Below are 18156 nucleotides of genomic sequence, written 5' to 3' on the forward strand. Positions count from 1 at the left end.
TCACTTGAATGCAAAATGATATAACCACAAATTCAAAGTCAGAAAACCGTACGATAGCTGCGGTTTCGTTATTCACCATTCGGCCAAGGTGGGCTGTGGAACCACCCCGCACCAGCTTATTCAACATAACTGCCATATAGCTGAATAACTTTGCCAATCAAAAATACCTCGACATAAACAAAAGTAGTTCAATTGTGGAACTACATTACATTCTGAGCTCCAAAACTGAACTACTTCATTTTAAATATAAATAGCTTATTAGCTATTATTTCATCTCATCTGATAGGTTTGGTGCTTTTAAACCAACCTCTTTATACATAGCACTTATCTTTTCTTGAAATGCTTTGAACTTTTCATCAGCTTTACTGAAGTCAGCCTCTAAAGGAGTATCTAACGCTGATTTCGCTTCTTTAAAATAAGCCTTTAAGTCCGTAAGAGCATCGTCTAATTGACTCTTCATATCCTCAGGAAGTTCGCCTTCAGGTTCGAAGGATTCAATAGCTTTAACTGCTTGGTCAGAAGCTTCTTGTGCTTCTGAAGCACCTTCTTGAATAGACGTCTTTAATTTTTCTTTTTCCTTTTCTTCTTTCGTCTCAGAAAGTGTTTTTAAATCAGACTGCACAGCTACGATTTTCTCGTTATAAGATCTGATTTCTTTTACTAAGGACATTTGTGCATCAAGAAGAGCTGATTTTACAGCCTTGTTCTGATCTTCTGTTGTACTTTCATTGTCTTGATTTTTCTCTTCGTCCTTAGATTCTTCATTTTGCTTTTCTTCTTTCTCGGGTTGATCTTGTGAATCACCCGCGTTTTCTCCATTACTGCACCCTGCAACTGTTAAAACAGTAGCTAAGGATAGTAGAAATAGAAAATGTTTCATTGAATATGACCCCTCTCTATATTTTGTATGGACATACCCCACAAGTACGGTATATCCAAAAAAAGGGAGGGTTAAACGTTAGTTTTCAATTGGATTTTTGTTCTCATCTAAGGTGAATCCTTCTCCAAGAACATCATGTACAGTATTAACTGCTACAAAAGCATGAGGGTCAACTGAATGAATAATATTTTTTAATCGAACGATTTCATTTCGAGCAACTACGCAATAGAGGACATCTCGTCGTTCACCAGTGAAACTTCCCTTACCAGCTAAGACCGTAACACCACGATCCATGTCTTTCATAATTTTGGCTGATATAGCTTGACTCTCACCAGATATAATGGTTGCACCACGAGCTGCATAAGCACCTTCTTGAATAAAATCAATCACTCTTGCTCCTACAAAGACTGCTATCAATGTGTACATCCCTTGTATGTAATCAAGATAAATAAGGACTGAAGCAGCTATTACGCAAGCATCAAATACGAACATGGTACGCCCCATGCTCCAACCGGCATATTTATGTACCAGTCGGGCAATGATATCAACACCACCTGTAGTGCCTCCGCTTCGAAAGATTATACCAAGACCTAGCCCTATGAACACACCAGCAAATAATGCAGCAATGATCATTTCATTTTGTAACTCAAAGTGAACGTTTTCCATGAAAAATGGTAATTCAAAAAACCATAAAAAGAATGATACGGCAAATGTTCCGATAAGCGAATAAACTAGCGTATTCCGACCAAGTAGCTTCCATCCAATAATAAAGACGGGAATGTTTAAAATAAGGTTCATTATAGCAATCGGTAACCCAAAATGATCTAATATTAATAGAATTCCTGTAAATCCGCCTTCAGCAAGATTGTTCTGCATATTAAAGTAGATTACACCAAAGCTAAATATAGCTGATCCTAGTAAAATAAATAAAGTATTTACTAAACGTACTCCAAGAAACTGCATTGACATGCCTCCTTCACTCCATTCATTATAGACAAACCTATCTTGCGGAGCAATCGAAGTTTTTACGTAGTCATTCCGTTCTATGTAACTTAAAGAGTCACTCATGTTAAAAATCGCTTTGCATCCAACTTCATCAAGGATTGTTTCGGTTAAAAAATTTGTCAAAGTCCGTCCTTTTAGCTAACATGAAGAGAGGTTAAAATTGATACATAGTGAAAGAGGGATGTTTGTGAAAAATAGAGAAGACTCTTTAACCAATGTTGAAATGCAAGAAAGAGTACATAATTATATATCTCAATTTAAAGAAGGTTACTTTTCTCCATTAAGTATGCTTGCTCGTGTGACTGAAGAGGTTGGGGAGTTAGCACGTGAAATTAACCACCATTATGGAGAAAAGCCTAAAAAGAAATCAGAAGATGAAAAGGCTTTGGAAGAGGAATATGGTGACTTATTATTCGTAATGCTATGTTTTGCAAATTCATTAGATATCGATATAGATGAAAGTTTTAACCGTGTTATGGATAAATTTGAAGTAAGAGATAAAGACCGTTGGACGAAAATAGAGGAGGATCATATTGAGTAATACAAATGTAATTGTAGCAGGACCAAGAGGAAAGATGGGAAGTGAAGCTCTCCGAATGATAGAGAAGGAAGAGCAGTTTTCGTTAGTTGCTTGTATAGATCGAAAGAATGCTGGCTTAAAAGTACAAGACGTTGAAGGTCTACCTGCTTTTGATGCACCTATATATGATGATGTAGAACAATGTTTTCAAGATGTACAGGCAGATGTCTTAATTGATCTTACTACACCTGAGTTTGGGTATAAACACACGCGATTGGCATTAGAATACGGCATTCGTCCTGTTGTAGGAACAACTGGCTTTACGAAAGATCAATTAGCAGAACTAGAAGACTTAGCTGAAAAGAAAGAACTTGGTGTCGTGATCGCTCCAAACTTCGCATTAGGAGCAGTTCTGATGATGCAATTTTCAAAATGGGCAGCGAAATACTTTCCAGATGTTGAAATTATTGAGCGTCACCATGATCAAAAGCTTGATGCCCCAAGTGGTACAGCCGTAAAGACTGCAGAATTGATACAAGAAGCACGAGAATCTAAGCAACAAGGTCATCCAGATGAAAAAGAAACGTTAGAAGGAGCACGTGGAGCAGATTTAGATGGCATGAAGATTCATAGTGTTCGTTTACCTGGACTCATTGCACATCAGGAAGTCGTGTTCGGTTCTAATGGACAAACGTTAACACTAAAGCATGATTCATACCACCGCGAATCTTTTATGTCAGGTGTGAAATTAGCTGTTGAACATGTATTGAAACTTGATGTACTCGTTTACGGTTTAGAAAATTTATTAGAATAAAAGGAGATCGTCTAATGAACATAGCATTAATTGCACACGACCAAAAGAAGGATGATATGGTTCAGTTTGCTACTGCTTATTCACATGTCTTAGAGAAGCATAATCTTTTTGCTACAGGGACAACAGGTAAACGAATAGAAGAAGCAACTGGTGTATCCTTGCATCGATTTCAATCAGGACCATTAGGTGGAGACCAACAAATTGGAGCATATATTGCTCAGAATGATATGGATGTCATTATCTTTTTCAGAGATCCCTTAACAGCACAACCACATGAACCAGATGTTAGTGCTTTGATGAGATTGTGTGATGTGTATCAAATTCCGTTAGCTACGAATTTAGCTGCGGCTGAGATTATGATACATGCTATTGAACGGGGAGACCTTCACTGGAGAGAGATCATCCACCATAATAAACAACAAGGGTGAGAAGATGAGTCGTACGAAGATTGGTATCACCTGCTATCCTACTGTGGGTGGATCAGGTGTGATTGCCACTGAATTAGCAAAACTTTTGGCCGAAAAAGGGTATGAGATTCACTTTATTACATCGAATATCCCTTTTCGGTTAAAGCGCATTTATCCAAATATTTATTATCATGAAGTCGAAATGAACCACTATCCTGTATTTCAATATCCGCCTTATGATCTTGCACTTGCAAACAAAATGGCTGAGGTTATAAATCGTGAACAAATTGATATTCTACATGTTCATTATGCAATGCCTCATGCAATTTGCGCGATATTAGCGAAAGAAATGGTGGAGCATGATGTGAAGATTGTAACGACCCTTCATGGTACAGATATAACCGTTTTAGGAGTAGATCCTAGCCTGAAAAATATGATTCGTTTTGGGATTGATCGTTCAGACAGGGTTACGGCTGTTTCAGAAAGTCTAGTGAATCAAACAAGAGAGATGCTTAATGTCGAAAGAAACATGGATGTAATTTATAATTTCGTAGATGAACGCGAATATAGACAAAGGGAAGAAGCAAATCATTTACGAGAAGAATACGGCATCCAATCTGATGAAAAAGTTATTATACATATATCTAATTTTCGACAAGTGAAGCGCGTTCAAGATGTGATTTACTCATTCGAACGTATTACTCAAGAAGTAAACGCAAAGTTGTTACTTGTAGGGGATGGACCTGAATATTCTACGGTATGCCAGCTTGTAAGTGAATTGGGATTACGTGATCGTGTTATTTTTCTTGGTAAGCAAGAAAATGTATCAGAACTGTTATCCATATCGGATTTAAAACTTTTACTGTCCTCTAAAGAAAGCTTTGGGTTAGTTCTATTAGAAGCAATGGCCTGCGGTGTTCCTTGTATAGGTACGAATATTGGGGGGATACCAGAAGTGATTCAAAACGGTGAATCTGGCTACATTTGTGAGCTTGGGGATATAGAGGATATCTCAAATAAATCCATTGAACTTTTAACGAACTTTGAAAAATGGACAGAGTTTTCCAAAAATGGTCTTCACAGAGTAAATCAAGATTTCCATTCAGAGACAGTTGTAAAACAGTATGAAGATGTTTATGAAGAGCTTCTTCAAACAGTGGAATAAGGAATGAGCAATATGGATAAGAAATTTTTAGATGCAATGCCCGTTGTATTGCACCTCCAATCAAGTGGATATGATACGTATTTTGTAGGTGGAGCGGTTAGGGATCAACTATTAGGTAAGGAAATTTGGGATATAGATATTGCTACTGCAGCCAAACCTGATGAAGTCACCGAACTATTTGATAAAGTTATACCAGTAGGGATTGATCATGGAACGGTTTTGGTGCGTTATGGGGGAGAATCTTACGAAGTAACTACTTTTCGTATAGATGGAGAGTACAATGACTTTCGCCATCCTGAAGAAGTAGAATATGTCTCATCCATTGAAGAGGACCTTTCACGTAGAGATTTTACTATGAATGCTATAGCAATGGGTAAGGATGGACAAATCATTGATCCTTATGGGGGGCAAGAAGATATACGTGCTCAAAAAATAAAAACTGTAGGTTCTCCAGATGAGAGGTTTCAAGAAGATCCGCTTCGAATGATGAGAGCCATCCGTTTTGTAAGTCAACATGGGTTTGAACTTACAGATGGAACTTATTCAGCCTTCGATCAATGGAAGCACCTGCTCTCTCATATTGCTATTGAAAGAATTGCAGTTGAGTTTGAGAAATTATTTAATGGACATGAACTTAATAAGGCTTGGACACTACTTGTAGATTCAAATTTATATGCTCATTTACCTATATTAAATGAATCACCACAATTAATGAATTCTACCAAAACGATTAAGTGGATCCCTTTGAATGATTTAGCTGAAGTCATAACCGTTTTTCATATATTAAAACCTGAGATTTCTATCGATATGTGGGTGAAGCATTGGAAGCTCTCTAATCGTATCAAGCGAAAAAGTCTTACACTAGTTAATGCTTGGGATTTATGGCAAAACAGTAAAGAGAAACAGTGCCTTTATCTTCTTGGAGAGGACCACATAGCAGCCTTTTACAGGGTTTTATCAACGTTAAACACTCATTTTGATCAAGATATAAAGGAATTATTTAAGGCTCACCATTCACTACCTATTCATTCTCGCAAAGACCTAAAAGTAGATGGTAATGATATAAAAGGATGGTTCCCAAATGAGAAACCTGGACCTTGGATTAAGCGATTCATGGAGTCAGTAGAAGAGCTTATTATCAATGGAGAACTAGTGAATGATTCTCTTGAAATAAAAGAAAGGGTGACATCATGGAATCCACACGAGCTAAATTAATCGATGTGTTATCTTCAAATCCGGACCAATATATTTCCGGCCAGCTGTTATCTGAGAAACTAAATATTAGCCGGCCAGCCGTGTGGAAACACATGAAGGAACTAGAGAAAGACGGTTATGAAGTTGAAGCGGTGCCACGAAAAGGTTATAGAATCGTATCCTATCCTGATAAGTTAAGTACCAATACATTGCAATGGGGCTTGGATACTGATTGGTTAGGTCAAAATGTTATACATAAACCATCTGTATCATCCACCCAAATTTTGGCGCACCAACAAGCTCAAGAAGACGCACCTCATGGTACCGTGATAGTCGCAGACGAACAAACAAAAGGTCGTGGTCGACTTAATCGTACATGGCACTCCCAAAAAGGTGATGGAATTTGGATGAGCATTATACTACGGCCAACTTTTGAACCTCATCGTTCACCACAAATTACATTGTTAGCAGCGACCGTTTTGGCAGAAGTATTTAAAAGACATTGTGGGATTAAGCCACAAATTAAGTGGCCCAATGATCTTTTAACAGACGGAAAGAAGCTAGCAGGTATATTGACTGAATTGCAAGCTGAACAAGATCAAATTACTTATATTGTTTTAGGTATGGGGATTAACGTAAACCATGATCGAGACGTATTTCCTGAAGACATTCAAAATCAAGCTACCTCAATAAAACAAGAAACTGGGGAATCGTGGGCAATTGGTGCACTGATTCAAGATATTCTGCAAACGTTCGAGAAGCGTTATGAAGAGTTTATTGAAGAAGGATTTTCTAAGGTTAAGTTGCGATGGGAAGCTTTTGGTTATCGTTTAGGAGAAATTGTTGATATTAAAACACACCAACGAAGCTGGTCTGCTCGGATACTAGGAATTGAACATGATGGAGCTTTAAAAGTGTGTGATGAAGATGGTCAAGTGGATATTCTTTATTCGGCTGAAATACAGTGGGGAAGAGGTGACGGAAGTTGATAACAAGTGCACAAATTAAGAAAATGAAGCAAAATGAAGAGAAAATTTCTATGATTACGGCTTATGATTATCCATCAGCTAAACTAGCGGAACAAGCCGGAATGGATATGATTCTTGTTGGAGATTCACTTGGTATGGTTGTACTAGGTTATGATTCAACAATTCCTGTGACGGTTGATGATATGATTCATCATGGAAAAGCCGTAACACGTGGTGCTCAAAACACTTATGTTGTAGTTGATATGCCGTTTATGTCTTACCATATATCCAATGAAGATACACTGAGAAATGCTACGAAAATCTTTCAGGAAACTGGAGCTCACGCTTTAAAGCTTGAGGGTGCAGATGAAGTGTTAGATAAGATTGAGATTTTACAAAAAGGTGGCATCCCTGTGGTGGCACATTTAGGTTTAACTCCTCAGTCTGTTAACGTACTTGAAGGATATCGTGTACAGGGTAAGGATCAGAAACAGGCAGAACAGTTAATTGAAGATAGCAAAAAAGCAGAAGAAAAGGGTGCTGTAGCACTTGTGCTCGAGTGTGTTCCGAAGCAATTAGCTGAGCGAGTATCAGACATCCTTTCCATTCCTGTGATTGGTATTGGAGCTGGCGTAGGATGTGATGGTCAGGTACTGGTATATCACGATGTATTGAAATACGGTGTTGATCGTTTACCGAAGTTTGTGAAACCTTATGCAGAAGCAAATGATTGGATGTTTGAAGCCTTAAAAGCTTATGTACACGATGTGAAAACGAAGAACTTCCCAGAAGATCAGCATTCTTTTACGATGAGTGAAGATGCTCTTCCTCCGATTTATGGAGGAAAGGATACATGAACATTATTACAACTATACAAGAGATGAAAGAGACGGTTGCAAAACTTAAAAAAGATGGAAATACAATAGGGTTTGTTCCAACCATGGGATATTTACATGAAGGGCATAGAAAGCTAATGGCAGAGGCACGACAAGAAAATGATGTTGTAGTAGCAAGTATTTTTGTGAACCCTCTTCAATTTGGTCCAAATGAGGACTATGATCGATATCCAAGGGATGAAGACCATGACCAAAAGGCTATTAAAGAAGAAAAGGTTGATATTTTATTTTACCCTCATGTCAATGAAATGTATCCAAAGGAACAAACGATACAAATGATAGTTCAAAGGCGTGTGAATGTTCTCTGTGGAAAAAGTAGAGAAGGCCATTTCGATGGTGTTGTAACGGTTTTAACGAAATTGTTTAATATTGTTCATCCAGATCGAATTTATTTTGGAATGAAAGACGCACAGCAAGTAGCTGTTGTCGATGCTTTATTGGAGGATTACAACTTTTCCATTACACTTCGTCCTGTTGATACAGTACGTGAAGCAGATGGATTAGCGAAAAGCAGTCGTAATGTTAACTTATCCAGCCAAGAGCGTAAGGAAGCTCCAAATATTTATCAGGCTCTAGAGACTGGTAAAAAACTTGTAGAACAAGGTGAAATGGATCCAGAAGTTGTTATAGAGGAAGTTTCCCGTTTCATTCGGGAGCACACCCATGGTAAAATAGATTATGTTGATTGTCTTTCGTATCCAGAGTTGGAAAAAGTGGAAACGATAAATAGACAAATGATATTAGCTGTCGCAGTCCAATTTGAACATGCTCGCCTTATTGACAATATCGTGTTTAGTTCAAATGGTCAGCCTTCAACAGCAATTGTATAGGAGGAAAGATTATGTTTCGCACCATGATGAAATCCAAAATTCATCGTGCCCGCGTGACGGAAGCAAATCTCAATTACGTTGGCAGTATAACTATAGATCAACATATTTTAGATGAAGTTGGTATTTTACCTCATGAACAGGTTCAAATCGTGAATAATAATAATGGAGCGCGTCTTGAAACGTATGTGATTCCAGGTGAACGCCATAGTGGTGTTATTTGTTTAAATGGAGCAGCAGCACGTTTGGTTCAACCAGATGATATTGTCATTATCGTTTCTTACGCTATGTTAAATGAGGATGAGCTGCAATCATTTAAGCCAAAAGTTGCTTTAATGAATGAGCATAATGAAATTACAGAAATGATTGAACAAGAACCTCCATTAACGTTAAGTAGCTCCCATTGATTTGGGAGTTTTTTTCTTATAAAAGGTACAATAAAGTAATGAAGGAAGCATACCTGCTATTCATTACACCGAAAATAAAGAAGGTGAAAACATGCCGAAATTCGTCGTAGTGGATTTAGAGACAACAGGACATACTCCAAAAAAAGGGGATAAAATCATCGAGGTTGGAATGGTTACTATTGAAAATGGTGAGATCGTGCACCAATTTCATTCCATGGTGAATCCAGAACAGCCTATACCTTCTTTTATTTCTCAATTAACTGGCATTGAAGATCAGGATGTCCAAGATGCCCCCTTGTTTGATGAGATCGTCGATGAGATCGTTCACCTATGTCAGGATGCGTATTTTGTCGCTCACCATGTACAGTTTGATCTTGGCTTTTTAAATCACGCGATACAAGAAACAACAGGAAAGTCTCTAGATATCCCTGTTCTTGATACTGTAGAGCTTGGTAGAATAATGATCCCCCAAGCCCCTGGTTATAAATTAGCTCAACTAGCAGAATATTTAGATGTAGCACATGATAACCCACATCGGGCTTTAGCTGATGCCTATGTAACAGCAAAGATATTGCTACAATTCATACATAAAGCAAAACAACTTCCTTATGAAACCTTACAACAACTTTCAAGTCTTGAGCGAAAGTTAAAAAGTGACCTTCATGAGTTATTAAGTAACTGGATGGAGTCCAAAGCTTTTACGATTGAAGAGAGAGCGGACTTAGAAATATTTCGTGGAATTGCCTTAAAACGGAATTATGAAGAAGTACAAAGAAACGTACCAGAAGTCGAAGGATTTCAACCCTATTTAGACCATCTTTTGGGTAATGATGGAAGTTTATCGAAGAATATGGATCGATATGAAGAACGTGGTAGTCAGCGAATCATGGCCACCACCATTTATGATGCTTTTCAATCAGGATCGCATGCATTAATTGAAGCAGAAACTGGAACCGGGAAGTCATTAGCGTATTTGTTACCAGCTGTTTATGAAGCAGTTACAAAACAAAATCGAGTCGTGATCAGTACACATACAACACATCTTCAATCTCAGCTCTTAGATAAAGAAGTACCATTACTTCATAAGATTCTTCCTTTTTCATTTACTTCGGCCTTATTTAAAGGAAAACAGCACTACATTAGTTTAAAGAAATTTGAATTTGAACTATACCATGGTACTTCTGATAATTATGACATTACCTTAACGAAAGCTATGCTTTTGGTTTGGCTAACAGAAACGGCTACAGGAGATATTGATGAAATTCAGCTTCCTTCTAGTGGTAATATTTTTTGGAGAAGGATTTCCGCTGAAGCTGAAGGTTATATTGATCCTAAGTCACCTTGGTTTTCTCGTTCCTTTTATCAAAGAGCAAGAAAACAAGCGCAACAGGCGGATCTATTAATTACAAATCATTCTCTTTTATGTACGGATATTAGTGAAAATTATAGTCTCTTGGCATCGTATAATAAGCTCATTATTGATGAGGCACATCATTTAGAAGCAACTGCTGCGAAACATTTTGGAAGAAAAATTGACTATGTCTCTATTCAATATTTACTAAATGAAATGGGAGCTAATTCAGCAGGGGACTGGATTTATGGCTTATTATCTTCTTATCCTGAAATGGCTTTAAAGCATGATATTACTAAATGGGATGAGCTTGTACAGAATGCCAAAGAAGAATCTGATGAATTATTTCGTTTTCTATTCTCTTATGTCGTCAAACAACATAATGCCCATATTTCACTTAATGATATAGGAAGGTATCAGTATCGATTCCAAAATGACCAAGAGAATCCTCAAACCTGGAGTACAGTTCAAGAAATGACCAGAAGAGTGTCCTTTTACCTTCGAGATCTCATTCAGTTCTTGCATAAATGTAAAAACTGGATTAGTTTAGCTGAAACCTCTGAAGAAGCATCAAGGTGGATTGAAGACATCCGGATGTACATGGAAAGGATGGAAGAGGTGATTCATTCACTTGATCATCTCCTCCTTTCAGAAGAGGAATCCATTGTGAAATGGATCGAAATTGAAGCGTATGGAGCAAAAAATGCCGTATTCTTACACAGTGAGCCCATTGAGATTGCTTCCATTATGCAGGATCAATTATTTGAACGGAAAGAAAGTGTCATTTTAACAAGTGCAACATTAACAATGAAGGATTCATTTACCTTTATGATGAAGCGCTTAGGTCTCGAGGAATCATCGACAATTCAGCAAAAGATTCAATCTCCTTTCCATTATGAACATCAAGTTCAGTTAATGATTCCTAATGATTTTCCAAATATTAAATATGGGAACCAAGAAGATTTTATTCACGCAACATGTGAAGCCATATATTCATTAGCCACCATTACGAGAGGTAGAATGTTGGTCCTCTTTACATCGTATGACATGTTGAAGAAGACCTATTCTGCAATGAAAGAGTTTATTGATCAGGAAGAATTTATTCTCATTGCTCAGGGAGTATCTAGTGGAAGTCGCTCTCGTTTAAAGAAAAACTTCCAAGCATTTGATCAAGCTATATTATTTGGAACCAGTTCATTTTGGGAAGGTGTTGATATTCCAGGACAGGATCTAACTTCTGTTGTCATTGTACGTTTACCTTTTCAACCACCTGATCATCCTGTTTATAAAGCAAAATCGGAGGCTCTGAAATCACAAGGTAAGAATGCTTTTATGGAGCTTTCATTACCAAATGCTGTTATACGTTTTAAGCAAGGATTTGGAAGGTTGATTCGTTCCAGTCAGGATCGTGGAGTTGTAATGGTTTGTGATGACCGTATCATGAAAGCAAAATACGGGAAGTATTTTATCGATTCAATCCCATCAATTCCCGTACATTTTGAATCAACACATCAATTAATGGAAGAGGCAAAAAGATGGTTATGATAACTTCCCTCGAAAATACACATCCTATATAAAGCGACTCTTATAAAGCCTCGAAGGAGTCAGTTTTATTAAGGTGTGAGTAACGTGAAAAAGTTCATGATTTTATTAGTCCTTATCATCGTATTGAATTCCTCACAAAAGATTGTGGACGCAGGCGAAATTAATATTAATGGAGAAGAAGTGTTATTTGTATTTTTTTCTTTGCCTGATGGGGAAGCGATGTTAATTCAAACAGGGCACGGGGAAAATTACCTTGTTAATACAGGCTCCAAAATAAGTGAAGAAATACTGTTAGAGCAAATGAACAATTTAGGAGTTAAACAACTTGATTCGATTATTTTTACAAACCAAAATAAAACTACATGTGGAAATGCTCCACGGCTAATTAAACGTTATCATGTTCAACAGCTCATTTACTCAGAAGATTTATCTCCTATGTGTACTTCAGAAGAGTCAACTGTACAGCATGCCCTTTGGAAAAATGGTGAGAAACACGAAATTTCACCTGGCTTAACATTTCGAGTTTTGCCAGCTGATACAGAGGATGAAATGTCTTTATATATAATGTATGGCAAGACATCCATATTGTATTTAGCTAGTGGAAGAGTTGAGGTGGAAAAGGATTTAATTGAAAATGGCACAATACAAGCAGAAATCCTGAAAGTAGGGGATTACGCTCGAACACAATCTCCTTCCATTCAATTATTAGAGAAAGTGGATCCTCATGTGGCTATGATTTATCCTTTAAAAGGAATCAGTCCAAACGAAGGTCTCCTTGAACGATTAAATGAGTCTTGGATTGATGTATATCAGCTTCGAAAAGTGGGCACTACAACGATTCATTGCACTTTAGAGGACTATGATATGCATCCTAAATAAGAAGCTCACACCTTTATGGGTGGGCTTCTATTTACCGTCAACAGAAGATACCATATAAAAAGACCTGTACGTAAGACCGCACAGGTAAGTATAGGTTAGGAAGTTTAAAAAATTTAGGTTACACCATCAAATTGTAAATGGATTCTTGTTATAATAAAGAAGTATTTGTAATGGGGTACAGTACTATTTTGTGCGTTTATAAAGGGAATATGATAGGCAATATTTAAAACGTATAGACGTGGATTATTACATGTCTACAGGGGGTCAACAATGGGAGAAAAAATTGAAGTAGTATCAACCACAAAAGTTGAATACTCAAAGGATTTATACAAAATTGTCGATTCATTAAATCGTACGCTGAAGCGGGACGACTTAATGTTTGGATTAGCATTGGATGAGAATGATGGAAACAAAGCGATTTTCACGATCTATAGAACATAGTCGTATCCGGTATGCCATATTTGGCATAGGTATCCTATTATTGTTGGCCATAGGATATTCACTTTATTTATATGTCAGTATTATGCAGGGGAAAACGGAAACTTTTTCTGAATCAGAGGAAATTGCAATCAAAGAAACTCCTATTGAAAAAGTTTCAACCGTTTATCGCTACCATGGAGCGTCTCGTTATGATATAGTAGCAGGCGTGGAACCTAATGGAGATGAAGGATTTGCATTTGTTCAGAAAACAAAAATAACTGATGAACAAGAGCAACTAAATATCAGTTATGTTTCTAAACAAAATACCATCTCGAAAGATCAAGTCTTATCAAAGTGGCGTAATAATTGTCAGGGATGTGACTTTGAAAAAATCACACCTGCAATGGATAATCAGAAACCTTTATGGGAAATAACGTATTATGATGCTCAAAGCCGTTATGTATTTGATTATTATTACATGAAAAACGCCGAAAAATATGAACAATATCGATTTAAACAATAGATCAAGAAGGAGGACCTCATATGGAATTAGCTAAACGTGTTCAATCCTTAACACCTTCAAGTACATTAGCGATTACAGCAATGGCGAACACATTAAAAGCTGAGGGTCATGACGTTATTGCACTTGGTGCTGGAGAGCCAGATTTTAATACGCCTGAACATATTTTAGATGCAGCTGAAAAGGCAATGAGAGAAGGTCAAACCAACTACACTCCCTCTGGCGGTATTCCTGCTTTGAAAGAAGCGATTGTTCAGAAGTATCAACAGGATAACCAACTTACATATGATCCGAAACAAGTAATTGTAACAACTGGAGCTAAACATGCTTTATATACGTTGTTTCAAGCACTTTTAAATCCAGGTGATGAGGTTATTGTGCCGGCACCTTACTGGGTAAGTTATCCTGAGCAAATTAAATTAGCAGAAGGTACACCTGTGATTGTAAAAGCTAGTGAAGATAATGACTTCAAATTAACTCCTAAACAAATTGAAGAAACGATTACAGATCGTACACGAGCGATTATCATTAATTCACCATCTAATCCAACTGGTATGTTGTATTCTAAGGAAGAATTGCAAGCTATTGGAGAAGTATGTCTAAGAAGAAATATCATGATCATTTCTGATGAGATCTATGAGAAGTTGATCTATGGGGATGAATCCCATACTTCAATGGCTCAAATCTCTGATGAATTAAAAAACCAAACCATTATCATTAATGGTGTATCAAAATCTCATGCAATGACAGGTTGGAGAATTGGATATGCAATTGGTGACGAAAAGTTAATTAAAGCTATGACCAACTTAGCTTCTCATTCTACTTCCAATCCTACAACGATTGCACAATATGCTGCATTGTCAGCCTATACTTCATCTCAAGATGCTGTAGAGGAAATGAAAAAGGCATTCAGTCATCGTTTAGAAAAGCTATATGAGTGGATCTCAGAAATTCCAGGAGTAAAATGCGTAAAGCCTAAGGGAGCCTTTTATTTATTCCCTAATGTTCAGGAAGCTGCAAAGTCAAATGGATTTGATAATGTTGACGACTGGGTTAAAGCTTTACTTGAAGAAGAGAAAGTTGCATTAGTACCTGGCTCAGGTTTCGGAGCAGAAGAAAATATTCGTCTCTCCTATGCAACGTCTTTAGACCAATTAGAAGAAGCGGCTATTCGAATCCGTCGTTTTATAGAAAAGCATCAATCTTAACGTTTTGGAGGGTAACATATGAAAACAACGATATCCCAAGTTCATAAACATGTAGGAGAAGAAGTAACCATCGGCGCATGGTTAGCAAACAAGCGTTCTAGCGGTAAAATTGCCTTTTTACAACTTCGTGATGGAACAGGTTTTATTCAAGGAGTTGTCGTAAAAGCAGAAGTGGATGAAGAAACATTTGCACTTGCTAAAAGCATGACTCAGGAATCTTCATTGTATGTAACAGGTACAGTATCTGAAGATTCTCGTTCACCTTTTGGCTATGAATTACAGGTTAAATCACTTGAGTTGATTCATGAAGCTGTTGATTATCCAATTACACCAAAAGAACACGGTCCAGAATTTTTGCTAGATCACCGTCATTTATGGTTACGTTCTAAAAGACAGCATGCTATTATGAAAATCCGTAATGAAATTATTCGTTCTACTTATGAGTTTTTCAACACTCATGGTTACACAAAAATTGATCCGCCAATTTTAACAGGATCTTCAGCTGAAGGAACAACAGAACTGTTCCATACTAAATATTTTGAAGAAGATGCATACCTTTCTCAAAGTGGACAACTTTATATGGAAGCTGCAGCTATGGCTTTCGGAAAAGTGTTCTCCTTTGGACCAACTTTTCGTGCTGAAAAATCTAAGACTCGTCGTCACTTAATTGAATTTTGGATGATTGAACCAGAGATGGCATTTATGGATCATGAAGACAGTCTTGAAGTTCAGGAACAATATGTTTCTCACGTTGTTCAATCTGTTCTGGAAAACTGTAAGCTTGAGCTACAAGCTCTTGACCGTGACACAACACAGCTTGAAAAAATTCAAGCACCTTTCCCACGTATCACTTATAGGGATGCGATTAAGCTACTTAAAGAAAAAGGTTTTGATGATATCGAGTGGGGAGAGGATTTCGGTGCCCCTCATGAAACAGCAATTGCTGAAAGTTATGATAAGCCTGTATTCATTACGCATTTCCCTCTAGATATTAAAGCATTTTATATGAAGCCAGACCCTGAAAACCCAGATGTTGCTTTATGTGCTGATTTAATTGCGCCAGAAGGGTATGGTGAAATTATCGGAGGATCTGAACGTATTGATGATTTAGATCTAATGAAACAACGCTATGAAGAACATGATTTAGGTGAAGATGCTTACAAATGGTATCTAGAGCTTCGCCAATATGGTAGTGTGCCACATTCAGGATTTGGACTAGGTTTGGAACGTACAGTAGCATGGATTACAGGTACAGAACATGTGCGTGAAACAATTCCTTTCCCACGTTTATTAAATCGTCTATATCCTTAATATTTAATGATACAATAGAACAGAAATTAGATGAAAAGCTCCCAACCCTTGGGAGCTTTTTCAATCATTGCTTATCTCTAAATCATCAATAAACGTGTTATAATCATGTATTGTAATGTAACAAACGTATGGCAATGTTTTTGAACATAAAGGGTAGAGGTGAAACGCTCAGTATGAATTGGATTAACACGTTATTAAAAGATCAGATGAGTTTCCCAAAGCGATTGTTAACGATGTACATGGATTTAGGGTTAAATGAAAGAGATGTTATGGTCATTATGCAAATACATCGTTATCAACAAGAAGGAAACGATTTTCCTACACCAAGTGAATTATCTCAGTTTCTATCTTTCTCCGAACAAGATTGTTCTCAGGTACTTAGAAAATTGATCCAGAAGAGCTACCTGACTATTGAACAGTCCACTGGTAGTGATCAAGTTATTAATGAGAGCTATTCATTATTTGGCCTTTGGGAAAAACTTACCGAAGATCCAGAAGAATCGTACGAAACAAACAATCAAAGTGATGATCAGCCGAATTTATTTGTTTTATTTGAACAAGAATTTGGACGACCATTATCACCATTCGAAATTGAAACCGTAAATATATGGATTGATGAAGATCAACAAGAACCGGCATTAATAAAGGCTGCACTGCGCGAGGCAGTTTTAATGGGGAAATTAAACTTTAAATATATTGATCGGATTTTAAGAGAGTGGAAGAAGAAAGGAATAAGAACCGTACAACAAGCTAGAGAAGCGAGTAAATCTTTTCGAAATCAACAGGGGAGCTCCGGCAACCAAGAAACATATCAAAAACGAAATCGTGATTCCTCTATTTATTACAACTGGCTAGAAGAAGATGAGTAAGGAAGGGGAAGGTGTATGTTAAACCAATCTCAAATGCGTGAAGTGCTTGATACATTTAAGGAAATGTTTCCTGAAGCAGACTGTGAGCTTAACCATGAGAATCCATTTGAATTATTGGTTGCTGTTGTTCTATCTGCACAGTGCACTGATGCGTTAGTCAATAAGGTTACGAAAGAATTATTTCAAAAGTATAAAACACCTGAGGATTATGTAAATGTACCTCTAGAAGAGCTTCAAGAAGACATTCGCTCAATTGGTTTGTATCGAAATAAATCTAAAAATATTCGTAAGTTAAGTCAGATGCTTATCGATGAATATGATGGGGTTGTTCCTCATTCTAAGGTGGAATTAGAGAAACTTGCTGGAGTAGGTAGGAAAACAGCTAATGTAGTTGCTGCAGTAGCTTTTAATGAACCTACAATAGCTGTTGATACCCATGTAGAGCGTGTTTCTAAACGCTTAGGGATTTGTCGTTGGAAAGATTCCGTTTTGGAAGTCGAGAAGACGCTAATGAAGAAGGTCCCGAAAGAAGAGTGGAGCGAAACACATCATCGTATGATTTTCTTTGGAAGGTATCATTGTAAGGCCCAATCTCCACAGTGTGATATTTGTCCATTACTTCATTTATGTAGAGAAGGGCAGAAGAGGATGCGTAAAAGAGAAAAAGCATCGAATGTATAAGGAAGAGTATGAACATTTATTTTAAGTAGTTCGATTATGGAGTATGAATGATACTCTTAATTGAGCTGCTTTTTTGTTTGGATAGTTGTAGTATTATTAAATTATGGCAGTTATCTTGAATAAGCTGGTGCGGGGTGGTTCCGTTGCTAATGTGGAGTGCGGCGGGCTGTAGTACGGGTTGCTTTCCCCGGAAGACCGATCGAGCTTCCTCGTCACTTCGTTCCTGTGGGATCTCGCTCGCCCTTTCCACAGGAGTATCGACGTTTCACTGCCCCCCTAAACTCTCACG

General features: G+C 37.4%; 19 protein-coding genes. 17 read left to right on the plus strand and 2 right to left on the minus strand.

Annotated elements, in window-relative coordinates:
- Positions 1-265: 265 nt before the first annotated feature.
- A complete protein-coding gene (locus tag H514_RS0111935) occupies positions 266-880 on the minus strand; it encodes a hypothetical protein (protein ID WP_027447175.1) in 615 nt (204 codons plus the stop codon).
- Positions 881-958: 78 nt separating this feature from the next.
- Complete coding sequence (locus H514_RS0111940; RefSeq protein ID WP_027447176.1) at positions 959-1843, minus strand: YitT family protein; 885 nt, start codon at positions 1841-1843, stop codon at positions 959-961.
- 265 nt (positions 1844-2108) lie between these two features.
- On the opposite strand from H514_RS0111940, the gene H514_RS0111945 reads away from it, so the two are divergent.
- The 17 genes from H514_RS0111945 to nth all read left to right on the plus strand — a co-directional run bounded on the left by H514_RS0111945 (position 2109) and on the right by nth (position 17867).
- Positions 2109-2426 (plus strand): nucleotide pyrophosphohydrolase, encoded by a 318-nt coding sequence (locus tag H514_RS0111945; protein ID WP_036842620.1) that lies wholly within the window; start codon positions 2109-2111, stop codon positions 2424-2426.
- The gene (dapB, locus tag H514_RS0111950) at positions 2419-3219 is read left to right on the plus strand and encodes a 4-hydroxy-tetrahydrodipicolinate reductase (protein ID WP_027447178.1); all 801 of its coding nucleotides are present in this window, start codon (positions 2419-2421) and stop codon (positions 3217-3219) included. Before H514_RS0111945 ends, dapB begins: the two co-directional genes overlap by 8 nt.
- Before the next feature lie 14 nt (positions 3220-3233).
- Positions 3234-3647: a methylglyoxal synthase gene (gene mgsA, locus H514_RS0111955; RefSeq protein WP_027447179.1), complete on the plus strand. Its 414-nt coding sequence runs from the start codon at positions 3234-3236 to the stop codon at positions 3645-3647.
- A 4-nt stretch (positions 3648-3651) separates the two neighbouring features.
- A complete protein-coding gene (gene bshA, locus H514_RS0111960; RefSeq protein WP_027447180.1) occupies positions 3652-4791 on the plus strand; it encodes an N-acetyl-alpha-D-glucosaminyl L-malate synthase BshA in 1140 nt (379 codons plus the stop codon).
- Between the two features lie 12 nt (positions 4792-4803).
- Positions 4804-6006, plus strand: a complete 1203-nt coding sequence (locus H514_RS0111965; RefSeq protein WP_027447181.1) for a CCA tRNA nucleotidyltransferase — start codon at positions 4804-4806, stop codon at positions 6004-6006.
- Complete coding sequence (locus tag H514_RS0111970) at positions 5982-6974, plus strand: biotin--[acetyl-CoA-carboxylase] ligase (RefSeq protein WP_027447182.1); 993 nt, start codon at positions 5982-5984, stop codon at positions 6972-6974. Before H514_RS0111965 ends, H514_RS0111970 begins: the two co-directional genes overlap by 25 nt.
- Entirely contained in the window at positions 6971-7810 is an 840-nt protein-coding gene (gene panB / locus H514_RS0111975; protein WP_027447183.1) for a 3-methyl-2-oxobutanoate hydroxymethyltransferase, read from the plus strand. Before H514_RS0111970 ends, panB begins: the two co-directional genes overlap by 4 nt.
- Entirely contained in the window at positions 7807-8679 is an 873-nt protein-coding gene (gene panC / locus H514_RS0111980; RefSeq protein ID WP_027447184.1) for a pantoate--beta-alanine ligase, read from the plus strand. The genes panB and panC overlap by 4 nt, the downstream gene beginning before the upstream one ends.
- Positions 8680-8690: 11 nt before the next feature.
- Positions 8691-9083 (plus strand): aspartate 1-decarboxylase, encoded by a 393-nt coding sequence (gene panD, locus H514_RS0111985; RefSeq protein WP_027447185.1) that lies wholly within the window; start codon positions 8691-8693, stop codon positions 9081-9083.
- 91 nt (positions 9084-9174) lie between these two features.
- Entirely contained in the window at positions 9175-11979 is a 2805-nt protein-coding gene (gene dinG / locus H514_RS0111990; protein WP_027447186.1) for an ATP-dependent DNA helicase DinG, read from the plus strand.
- Positions 11980-12063: 84 nt separating this feature from the next.
- Positions 12064-12858 (plus strand): ComEC/Rec2 family competence protein, encoded by a 795-nt coding sequence (locus H514_RS0111995; RefSeq protein ID WP_027447187.1) that lies wholly within the window; start codon positions 12064-12066, stop codon positions 12856-12858.
- A 270-nt stretch (positions 12859-13128) separates the two neighbouring features.
- Positions 13129-13299: a YpmA family protein gene (locus tag H514_RS24355; RefSeq protein WP_081673008.1), complete on the plus strand. Its 171-nt coding sequence runs from the start codon at positions 13129-13131 to the stop codon at positions 13297-13299.
- The gene (locus H514_RS0112005) at positions 13262-13801 is read left to right on the plus strand and encodes a cell wall elongation regulator TseB-like domain-containing protein (protein ID WP_154657374.1); all 540 of its coding nucleotides are present in this window, start codon (positions 13262-13264) and stop codon (positions 13799-13801) included. Before H514_RS24355 ends, H514_RS0112005 begins: the two co-directional genes overlap by 38 nt.
- A 20-nt stretch (positions 13802-13821) precedes the next feature.
- Positions 13822-15006 carry a pyridoxal phosphate-dependent aminotransferase gene (locus H514_RS0112010; RefSeq protein ID WP_027447189.1) on the plus strand — a complete coding sequence of 395 codons (1185 nt, stop codon included), beginning with the start codon at positions 13822-13824 and terminating at the stop codon, positions 15004-15006.
- Between the two features lie 18 nt (positions 15007-15024).
- On the plus strand, positions 15025-16317 hold the full coding sequence (gene asnS / locus H514_RS0112015) for an asparagine--tRNA ligase (RefSeq protein ID WP_027447190.1): 1293 nt from the start codon (positions 15025-15027) through the stop codon (positions 16315-16317).
- 173 nt (positions 16318-16490) lie between these two features.
- The gene (locus H514_RS0112020) at positions 16491-17186 is read left to right on the plus strand and encodes a DnaD domain-containing protein (protein WP_027447191.1); all 696 of its coding nucleotides are present in this window, start codon (positions 16491-16493) and stop codon (positions 17184-17186) included.
- Between the two features lie 15 nt (positions 17187-17201).
- The gene (gene nth / locus H514_RS0112025; protein WP_027447192.1) at positions 17202-17867 is read left to right on the plus strand and encodes an endonuclease III; all 666 of its coding nucleotides are present in this window, start codon (positions 17202-17204) and stop codon (positions 17865-17867) included.
- Positions 17868-18156: the final 289 nt, after the last annotated feature.

The sequence above is a fragment of the Pontibacillus marinus BH030004 = DSM 16465 genome, from assembly GCF_000425225.1.
Lineage (GTDB): Bacteria > Bacillota > Bacilli > Bacillales > BH030062 > Pontibacillus > Pontibacillus marinus.

Bases quoted from the DNA above. Each gene is read 5' to 3' on its own strand.
- bshA (WP_027447180.1), top strand. From the start codon at position 3,652: ATGAGTCGTACGAAGATTGGTATCACCTGCTATCCTACTGTGGGTGGA.
- panC (WP_027447184.1), top strand. From the start codon at position 7,807: ATGAACATTATTACAACTATACAAGAGATGAAAGAGACGGTTGCAAAA.
- panD (WP_027447185.1), top strand. From the start codon at position 8,691: ATGTTTCGCACCATGATGAAATCCAAAATTCATCGTGCCCGCGTGACG.
- H514_RS0111945 (WP_036842620.1), top strand. From the start codon at position 2,109: ATGCAAGAAAGAGTACATAATTATATATCTCAATTTAAAGAAGGTTAC.
- H514_RS0112010 (WP_027447189.1), top strand. From the start codon at position 13,822: ATGGAATTAGCTAAACGTGTTCAATCCTTAACACCTTCAAGTACATTA.
- H514_RS0111935 (WP_027447175.1), bottom strand. From the start codon at position 880: ATGAAACATTTTCTATTTCTACTATCCTTAGCTACTGTTTTAACAGTT.
- H514_RS0112020 (WP_027447191.1), top strand. From the start codon at position 16,491: ATGAATTGGATTAACACGTTATTAAAAGATCAGATGAGTTTCCCAAAG.
- H514_RS0111970 (WP_027447182.1), top strand. From the start codon at position 5,982: ATGGAATCCACACGAGCTAAATTAATCGATGTGTTATCTTCAAATCCG.
- H514_RS24355 (WP_081673008.1), top strand. From the start codon at position 13,129: ATGGGAGAAAAAATTGAAGTAGTATCAACCACAAAAGTTGAATACTCA.
- H514_RS0111940 (WP_027447176.1), bottom strand. From the start codon at position 1,843: ATGCAGTTTCTTGGAGTACGTTTAGTAAATACTTTATTTATTTTACTA.
- H514_RS0112005 (WP_154657374.1), top strand. From the start codon at position 13,262: ATGGAAACAAAGCGATTTTCACGATCTATAGAACATAGTCGTATCCGG.
- H514_RS0111965 (WP_027447181.1), top strand. From the start codon at position 4,804: ATGGATAAGAAATTTTTAGATGCAATGCCCGTTGTATTGCACCTCCAA.
- dinG (WP_027447186.1), top strand. From the start codon at position 9,175: ATGCCGAAATTCGTCGTAGTGGATTTAGAGACAACAGGACATACTCCA.
- mgsA (WP_027447179.1), top strand. From the start codon at position 3,234: ATGAACATAGCATTAATTGCACACGACCAAAAGAAGGATGATATGGTT.
- asnS (WP_027447190.1), top strand. From the start codon at position 15,025: ATGAAAACAACGATATCCCAAGTTCATAAACATGTAGGAGAAGAAGTA.
- nth (WP_027447192.1), top strand. From the start codon at position 17,202: ATGTTAAACCAATCTCAAATGCGTGAAGTGCTTGATACATTTAAGGAA.